Genomic DNA, 2,120 nt, shown 5'->3' with positions numbered 1-2,120 from the left:
AACTGATAGAATCGAATTCCCCCGGCCGCCAGAGCGTCCACATTCGGTGTCTTGGCTTCCGTGTTCCCAAAACAGGAAAAATCGCCCCAGCCCATATCGTCAATGAAGACGAGAATAATATTGGGCCGAACAAGTTGTTCTTCCCCGGCACGCGCCAAAGTGCTGACGCTAATAAGTCCGGCAAGAATGAAAACAATCCACCGCGGCATGGTGCATGCCCTCCTCGAGTTCGCTGTTCATTTTGGCCACCGGCGCATGGCCACCCGGTCGCCTGTCCAGGATAACGCGGCCCTCACCCTTCGGGCAACCCCGCGAGAACCCGCCCACCGCGTCCTCACATGATGATCCTTGGTAAGCCACACACCGAAGAGACTGTCAAGGCAGTCCCCCAGTCGCCACGATTACACGGGCGGCGTCGATGAACCCCATCCCCGAACGGGTAGTCATGAATGGCCCCTGCGCTTACATAATAACGGCAGATAGAGATCGGTTGGTGAAATCGATTACTCGGCGTTGGAAAGCCAAGGGATAAGGCCGTTTTTTCCAGGCTGAATCTCACTCCTGTCCCAACCATCGTCGAGATCAGCGCCTTTCCATCGGCAAAGAGAAAGCGAGGTGAGGTCCGATCCGCTCCCGAGGTCCGGGCGGCGATCTACATTCTCGAAAACCGGTTGCTATCCGGTGTGCAACACGTCCATAATAGGCAGCGGCTTTCCGATCCGCGATCTGATGGTTGCCCTGGTAGTAAGGAAACGGATTCATGTGGCAGCACCCATGTCACAGGCTGGTGGTACCCCGTATCACCTGGACGATCGTGTTGCTGCTGAATGGCGTGGGCCACCTAGTGCCTTCACCTGTGTCGAATCTTCAAGCGGACCAGTCCGAACTCCCAATCGCCGCAACGCTTTTTCGCGCGGCCCCACCTTTACCGGCCGCAACGGAGCCGGTGATCCGCGTCCGCACCGTGGGGGAACTCTTTAAGGCAGTGGAGCACGCAAAAGAAGGAACAACGATCCTTCTGAGTCCCGGTCGCTACGTGCTTCCTCGTCGGTTGGACATTCGCACCGACAGGGTGACGCTGCGCGGTGCCAGCGGTCGGCGACAGGACGTGATCCTCGATGGTGGGCCGCACCAACTCGGCGAGCTTCTCGCCATCCATGGTTGTTCGGACGTCGTTATCGCAGACCTTACGATTGAAAATGTTCGATGGAACGGCATCAAGCTGGATACAGACTCAGGAGTGCATCGCGTCACCATTTACAACTGCATTCTGCACAATATATGGCAACGCGCGGTCAAGGGTGTTCGGGTTCCAGCCACAGTTGCCCGTCCGGAAGGCTCCCGAGTCATGTATTGTCTCTTCTATAACGATCGCCCCAAAAGTTACGCGGACGATCCTGCGGACACACCGGAAAATTTCCAGGGCAACTATATTGGAGGCATTGACATTATGTTCGCCGCCAAATGGACTATATCGGACAATGTCTTTTACAACATTCAGGGTCGCACACGAGAAGGGCGCGGCGCCATATTCCTGTGGCACGACAGCCGCGATTGCGTCGTCGAGCGGAATGTCATCATCAATTGCGATATGGGCATTGCCCTCGGAAACTCATACAAACCGCCGGACGTTGCGGTCCATGCAGCAAATATTATCGTGAGAAATAATTTTATTGTGCAATGTCCAGAATCGGGTATTGTTGCCGACTACACACGGGACTGCGTTATCGCCCATAATTCGATTTTTGATCCCGACAATCGTCTCGGAAGGCTTATCAGACTGGTTCACGATAATCAAGGCACCATCGTGGTCAATAATCTTCTCGTGGGAAGTCCCGTTCGCAACGAATCGACCGGCGGAATCCGTCTGATAAAGAATCTCATTCTATCGCCCAGTCCGGATTTATTTGTGGATCCCAAGCGTGGCGACCTGCACCTGCGAGCCCGCCGGTCAGCCGTCTGTGATGCGGGCAGCCCGTTACCGCTGGTGATAGAAGACTTCGACCGGCAACCCCGAGATAGCCGTCCGGATATCGGGGCCGACGAATGGATTGAAGAAGATCCGTTTAGAAAAAGCAATTGAAGAAGTAGAGTTGACGCATCCGCTTGATTATTCTGGC

At 55.1% G+C, this 2,120-nt stretch carries 2 protein-coding genes; one reads left to right on the top strand and one right to left on the bottom strand.

The window, feature by feature from the left end:
* Positions 1–209 (bottom strand): sulfatase-like hydrolase/transferase (locus H5U08_RS16655; RefSeq protein WP_297035634.1); only part of this gene is annotated, 209 nt, incomplete at its 3' end.
* Between the two features lie 551 nt (positions 210–760).
* Here H5U08_RS16655 and H5U08_RS16650 point away from each other — a divergent pair.
* Entirely contained in the window at positions 761–2,083 is a 1,323-nt protein-coding gene (locus tag H5U08_RS16650) for a right-handed parallel beta-helix repeat-containing protein (RefSeq protein ID WP_297035633.1), read from the top strand.
* Positions 2,084–2,120 lie beyond the last annotated feature (37 nt).

The sequence above is a fragment of the Thermogutta sp. genome, from assembly GCF_014359955.1.
GTDB lineage: Bacteria > Planctomycetota > Planctomycetia > Pirellulales > Thermoguttaceae > Thermogutta.
This window is presented reverse-complemented; position numbering and strand designations above follow the sequence as displayed.

Excerpts from the sequence above, each read along its gene's own strand:
- H5U08_RS16650 (WP_297035633.1), top strand. The coding sequence starts at position 761 with ATGTGGCAGCACCCATGTCACAGGCTGGTGGTACCCCGTATCACCTGG.